Source organism: Schnuerera sp. (assembly GCF_035459645.1).
GTDB lineage: Bacteria > Bacillota > Clostridia > Tissierellales > Tepidimicrobiaceae > Schnuerera.
On the sequence record NZ_DATHXO010000318.1, the window covers coordinates 1 to 6,311 of the forward strand.

General features: G+C 32.0%; 7 protein-coding genes. All 7 read right to left on the reverse strand.

Annotated elements, in window-relative coordinates:
* Positions 1 to 201 (reverse strand): S-layer homology domain-containing protein (locus VK998_RS07465; protein ID WP_325227174.1); only part of this gene is annotated, 201 nt, incomplete at its 3' end.
* 441 nt (positions 202 to 642) lie between these two features.
* The gene (locus VK998_RS07470; RefSeq protein ID WP_325227177.1) at positions 643 to 2,007 is read right to left on the reverse strand and encodes a PTS fructose transporter subunit IIC; all 1,365 of its coding nucleotides are present in this window, start codon (positions 2,005 to 2,007) and stop codon (positions 643 to 645) included.
* Between the two features lie 23 nt (positions 2,008 to 2,030).
* The gene (locus VK998_RS07475; protein ID WP_325227181.1) at positions 2,031 to 2,471 is read right to left on the reverse strand and encodes a PTS sugar transporter subunit IIA; all 441 of its coding nucleotides are present in this window, start codon (positions 2,469 to 2,471) and stop codon (positions 2,031 to 2,033) included.
* Positions 2,472 to 2,487: 16 nt separating this feature from the next.
* On the reverse strand, positions 2,488 to 3,417 hold the full coding sequence (gene pfkB, locus VK998_RS07480; protein WP_325227185.1) for a 1-phosphofructokinase: 930 nt from the start codon (positions 3,415 to 3,417) through the stop codon (positions 2,488 to 2,490).
* Between the two features lie 17 nt (positions 3,418 to 3,434).
* A complete protein-coding gene (locus VK998_RS07485; protein WP_325227190.1) occupies positions 3,435 to 4,190 on the reverse strand; it encodes a DeoR/GlpR family DNA-binding transcription regulator in 756 nt (251 codons plus the stop codon).
* A 245-nt stretch (positions 4,191 to 4,435) separates the two neighbouring features.
* Entirely contained in the window at positions 4,436 to 5,344 is a 909-nt protein-coding gene (locus VK998_RS07490; RefSeq protein WP_325227194.1) for an acetamidase/formamidase family protein, read from the reverse strand.
* Between the two features lie 39 nt (positions 5,345 to 5,383).
* A complete protein-coding gene (locus tag VK998_RS07495; protein ID WP_325227200.1) occupies positions 5,384 to 6,292 on the reverse strand; it encodes an APC family permease in 909 nt (302 codons plus the stop codon).
* Positions 6,293 to 6,311 lie beyond the last annotated feature (19 nt).

The following is a 6,311-nucleotide window of genomic DNA, read 5'->3' on the forward strand; positions in this document are numbered from 1 at the left end:
TGTAATATCATTATTTGGCTTAAAGGTTCCATCAGAATAACCATTCGCTAATCCTTTTTCAATCCATTCTAATATTACTTCCTCTGCCCAATAACCTGCAATATCACTAATATGGGCATGTGATTCTAAAGGGAGTATAGAAATTGATAAAATTACTGCTATAATCATCCACAATGCTTTTTTCTGTTTTTTACATGCCATCCTTAGCTCACCTCTTATTTACTTGTTTTTTTAATTTTCCTCCTCTCTTTGTGATTTTGTAGTTATTATGAAATATAGAACAGCGTTACATTACTACTTTTTAGATGTGAAGTTTTGATTAGCTTGTACTTTTATTCTATTTTACAGACAACCTCTTAAATAATTTGTAGTATTTTGTAATCACTATAGGATTGTTTTCCGACTTTATGTTATAATTTCTATTATTTTCCTTTTTGTTAAATGTTTTTACTTTTTATTATGATGTTTTTATATATCTAATAAACTCTTATATGAATGAAATTTGTCTAACGATTTTTATAAATATGCAATTAAAAAATTTCGCCAAACACAAGGTTTTTTTAATACCTTAGCTTGGCGAAATTTTTCTTGTTAAGTCTTACTTTAATACTTGCAAATAATACAATCAGTATCGATAATTTATTAATCTATGGATTTTTTTAAATTTCCTACCATAACTGCTGTAATTAAAGCTCCAACTAATATAGACACAGTATATAGAAGTACTCCTTCAACTGCATTTGGAATTGGAAGTACAAAAACTCCTCCATGAGGGACTGCTAATTTAACTTTAAATAGCATTGTCAATGCTCCAGCCACACCAGACCCTGCCATTAAGGAAGGTATTACCCTTATTGGATCAGCAGCTGCAAAGGGAATCGCCCCCTCTGTTATAAAGGATATTCCTAAAACTAATGCTGCTTTTCCAGCTTCTTTTTCTTCCTTTGTGAATTTTCTTTTATAAATAAGAGTTGCAATACCTATGCCTATAGGTGGTGTCATACCTGCCGCCATAACTGCTGCCATCACTGATGAAGATTGCCCAGCTGCAATAGTCCCTACTCCAAAGGTGTAGGCAGCTTTATTAATTGGTCCTCCCATATCAAATGCCATCATCAAACCAAGAACAAGCCCTAATATTATTGCACTACCTTCCTGTAGATTATCTAACCAATTAGATAATCCTGCATTCATTGCTGCTGCAGGAGTACCAATAACATAAATCATTAATAAACCCACAATTAATGATGACAGCAAAGGTAGAACTAATACTGGCATAAGCCCTTCCATTGCTTTAGGTAACTTTATCCATTTTCTCAATAAAACTATAGTATAACCTGCTAAAAATCCTGCAATAATTCCACCTAAAAATCCTGCACCTATTTGGCTTGATAGCATACCCCCTATCATTCCTGGTACTAATCCAGGTCTATCAGCAATTGAAAAAGCTATAAATCCAGATAATATTGGTATCATAAGAGCAAAGGCTGAACCTCCACCAATTAAACTTAAAGCCCAAGGTAAAGTCCCTTCATTATCAGCAGCATGTATACCAAAAGCAAAGGATATTGCTATTAATATACCACCTGCTACTACAAATGGTATCATGTATGATACTCCAGTCATTAGATGTTGATATGGTCCTTTTTTACCTTGTGTATGTCTATCTTTTGATTTAGGAAACTTTACAACATCCTCCTTAGTATTCTCCAATTTCATAGCCTCTTCAATTAGTTGTTTAGGATTCTTAATTGCGTCTTGTACAGTTCCCTCCACAATAGGAAGTCCTTCAAATTTTGTCTTATCAATTTTAGTGTCTGCAGCTATTATTACTGCATGGGCTCCATTTATTTCTTCTTCTGTTATTTCATTTTCTACGCCAATAGACCCATATGTCTCTACCTTGATTTCTACGCCTAATTCTTCTGCTGCCATTTGTAAAGCTTCTGCGGCCATATAGGTATGAGCTATCCCAGTAGGACAAGATGTTACTGCTAAAAGTTTCATTATATTTCCCCCTTTCAAATATTTTAGAAAGCCTCTAATATATCTTCATAGCTTTGAGCTTTCATTAACTTTCCTCTTACATCACTATGCATAAGTCTTCTTGATATAAAACTTAGTATTTTTAAATGCATATCATCAGAATTCTTTGGTACTGCTATTAAAAATATTAAGTTAACTGGCTGACCATCCATAGAATCAAAATCAACTCCATCTTTACTTATTCCGAAAGCTATAGAAGCCATTGATACAGCGTCGCTTTTACCATGAGGTATTCCTATTCCATGGCCAATGCCTGTAGAAAACTGTTCCTCCCTTTTTATAACTGCTAATTTAAAATCTTTTTTATTAGTAACTGCCCCATCCTTATATAAAAGTTCTATTAATTCGTCTATAACTTCTTCTTTATTACCTCCTTTCAAATCAAAAGAAATTCTATTTGATGTTAATAGTTTTTCAATTTCCATAATCCTCTCTCCTTTATCATAGGGATTTTACGATAATATCTTTTGATATTTCTCTTATTATATCTATATCCGGTATTTTTGTACCTTCAGTCATAACCTTAGCCGTACCACAAGCTATGGCTAATTTAAGTGTCTCATAATCAGTAAGATCATTTTTAATAGAATAAATCAATCCTGAAACCATTGCATCTCCTGCACCTACAGTACTCTCTATCGGTACTTCAATTCCTTCAGAAATATACGTATTTTTATTAGTGATATATATTGCACCTTCTGCTCCTAGAGAAATCAATACTTTTTCTATTCCTTTATTAATTAAATCCCTTCCCCCTTTTAATATGGAATTTATGTCTTTTTCATCTACATCTACTATGTTCTTTAATTCATGAATATTTGGCTTTATGGCGTATGGTATAGCCTCTACACCCTTAATCATTGAATTTCCATCTGCATCTAAAATTACCCTAACGGATTTTTCTTTTAATATTTGAGTTATATCTCTATAAATATTATTATTAATTCCTTCAGGTAAACTACCAGATAATATTACTAAATCTCCTTCCTTTACTAATGCTAGAAAAAATTTTAAAAAATCTTTTAATTCTTCATTTTCTACTTTAAAGCCTTTATCATTTATATCTGTAATAGTCTTATAATTTTTTTCAACAATCTTTATATTGGTTCTATTTTCTCCAGGGATAATATAAAAATTTGTTTTAATTCTTAAACCTTCTAAGTAGTCTAGAAAAAAATTTGAATTTACATCTCCCAAAACACCTGTACATACGCTATCTATACCTAGGACTTTTAGAACTTTAGACACATTAATCCCTTTGCCTCCTACATCTTTTCTAGAAACTAAGCTTCTATTTACTTTACTTCTTTTATATTCATCTATAACTATAGTCTTATCTATAGCTGGATTTAATGTTACAGTATAGATCATATTATCCTCCTTCAGTATTAAATCAAAATATTAATACCTATATCCTCATAATACTTCATTTCCTCTTTAGGTCTTTTTTTATTAGTTATCATGTAATCAATATCCTTAATATCACATATCCAAGAAAAATATACTTGTTCAAATTTGGATTCATCTACTAATAGATAAACCTTGTCAGCTACATCCATCATTGCTTGTTTTACTCCAGCTTCTTGTAAAGTTGGAGTAGTTATTCCAGATTTTAACGATATTCCATTTGCTCCTAAAAATGCTTTATCTACTCTAAACTGTCTTATAGCTTTCTCTGTAATAGAACCTACTTGCGCCTTAGTATTACTCCTTATAATTCCACCAGTATTTATTAATTGAATATCTTCTCTATTGGATAATTCGTTAGCCAATGCAATAGAGTTAGTTATGATGGTTATATTTTTAGCATTGATGAATTTTGATAAGTACCAAGTAGTAGTTCCAGAGTCTAGTATCACAGTGTCTCCATCTTTTATCTGTTGTGCTGCAATTTTACCTATTGTTTCTTTTTCTTCTGAATATTTATCCTGTTTTTCAACAAAAGTGGCTTCCAATTTATTAATCTCTGTAGATACAGCCCCTCCATGAGTCCTCATTATAAGTCCAAACTTTTCTAATTGATTTAAGTCTCTTCTAATTGTAGATTCAGATACATTAAACTCCTTAGCCAATGGAGCTACCTTTACACTATCTCCTCTATTTATCATTTCCGCTATCTTCAATCGGCGTTCTTCAGCAAACATATTTACTCTCCTTTGCATGTTTATGATAGTACTCTTTTATTTTCATGCTTGTATCTGGTGTTTTTTGATTACTTATGCTTATTTTCATTCTATTTTAAATATCAAATTTTGTCAAGGTAGATTTTTATATGTAATTTCTTTAAATAATTATTTTTCCATAAAAATAAGGCCAACTGAGGCATCAAATCCCTAGTTGGCGACATTTAACTTTAAGACTGAGAGAACAGTCCTTATTCTCAATTTAATTATTTTAAAGATTCAATTATTCTTTCAGTAGGAACTACATCTTTAGGTATGGCTGCTCTTATGGTTTTCTTAGGGTCAACTACTTGTGAAATTTTTAAATCTACTGAAAGGCTTGCCAAAATATAAGCATCTTCCCATTCCAATTTCAAGCTATTCATTATATATTTTACTGCTTCGTTAGTAGCTGAATACAATGCTTCCTCTAAATCTTCGCCAGATGCAATAACCATAGTGTGTTCCTCTGTTTCTACTAAAGGCCATTCTATCGTTTTTTCTTTAATTACATCAACTTCAAGTAAAACTTCTGCAGGAATTTCCAAACCAGTAAAGCAAAGTTCTCCATCTCCCATAACAGCATGACAATCACCTAGAGCTAATAAAGCTCCGTTTTGATTTACTGGAAAATATAAGGTTGAACCTTTCTTAATATCCGTAGTATCCATATTGCCACCATGCTTCCATGGAGTCTCCGTTGGCCAATTTCCATCTTCCACTGCAGGTGCTACTCCAATTACACCTATCATAGGTTTAATTGGAAGCTTAACTCCCTTGAATATTGCATAGCCATCTTCTATATCGATTATTCGAATTGTAGAATTATTTACTTGGTCTCCCAATGCACCTTCACCTGGTACTGCAGCAGCAACACCTTTATCAGCCACATTAATATCAAGAATTTTAACTTTTAGTAAATCACCAGGCTCAGCTCCTTCTACATAAATAGGTCCTGTAGCTGGATTTAATTTATCATAATCAATTTCTGTCATAACTTGATCTTCTCTAACTATTTGCTGAAAAAAACAATCATTAGATTCAACTTTTACAACCTCTTTTGGAATAATGGATTCAACGTGTTCCATATCATGTGTAAACTTATAAATAACTTTACTGCCTGAAATTACTTTCACATAAACACCCCCATATTTTTTTAAAACTATCAATACTTATTAATAATCAACTTTTTCTATATCGTCTGGTGTTAAGGTTATTAATTTGTATTTTTCTGGATATTTCTTTCTATATGATTCCATTAGCAAATATAATGCTAATCCAATAATTAAATATATAGCTAATGAAATATATCCTCCTAAAGGAAGTTCTAATAAAGAACCTATAATTATCCATATTCCTATAATCATACCCGCTACAAACAAGCCATTGCCCCCAGGTACTCTATATGGTCTTTCCCATTCAGGATGTTTTTTTCTTAAAACTAATGCACTTAAACAACATATAAAGTATACTAAACCAGCAGCTATACAAGATACAGCATAAATATATTGTACCCAGTTTTCGCCTGTAAACATACAGAAAAATACTGCAAAGAATAAAACGACTAAGTTGGCAATTATTGGCTGTCCATACTTATTTAGTTTCATAAATGCTTTAGGTAGTTGATTCAACTGTGCTGCACCATATAATACTCTTGCAGATGAAGTCCAAAAACCCATTAAAGTAGTAAATGCATGTAAAATTCCAGATATAATAGCAATAATTCCTATTATAGCTGGTATTCCTAGTTTTGCTACTAATTCCGGTTCTGGCATGCTCATTTCGCTAATTTCGCCCCACGGTGCTAAACCTCCCATTGCAAATACAACGATGAAATATAAAATCGCTGGAACAAATAATGCTGATAAAATCACTTTCCACATTTTGCTAGCTGGAAAATTTGTCTCTTCTATCATCGTTGGAGTCATCTCAAAGCCGATGAATTTTAATGAAAATACAGCAAAAGCAATAAATACACCTCTAAATCCATTTGGGAAAAGTCCTCCTTCCATTGAAATGTTAGAAAAAGACCAGTGTCCACTTGTAAAGAATGTTATTGCAACTATTAAAGATATGATAACCATTGCAAAAAAGAATACAGTT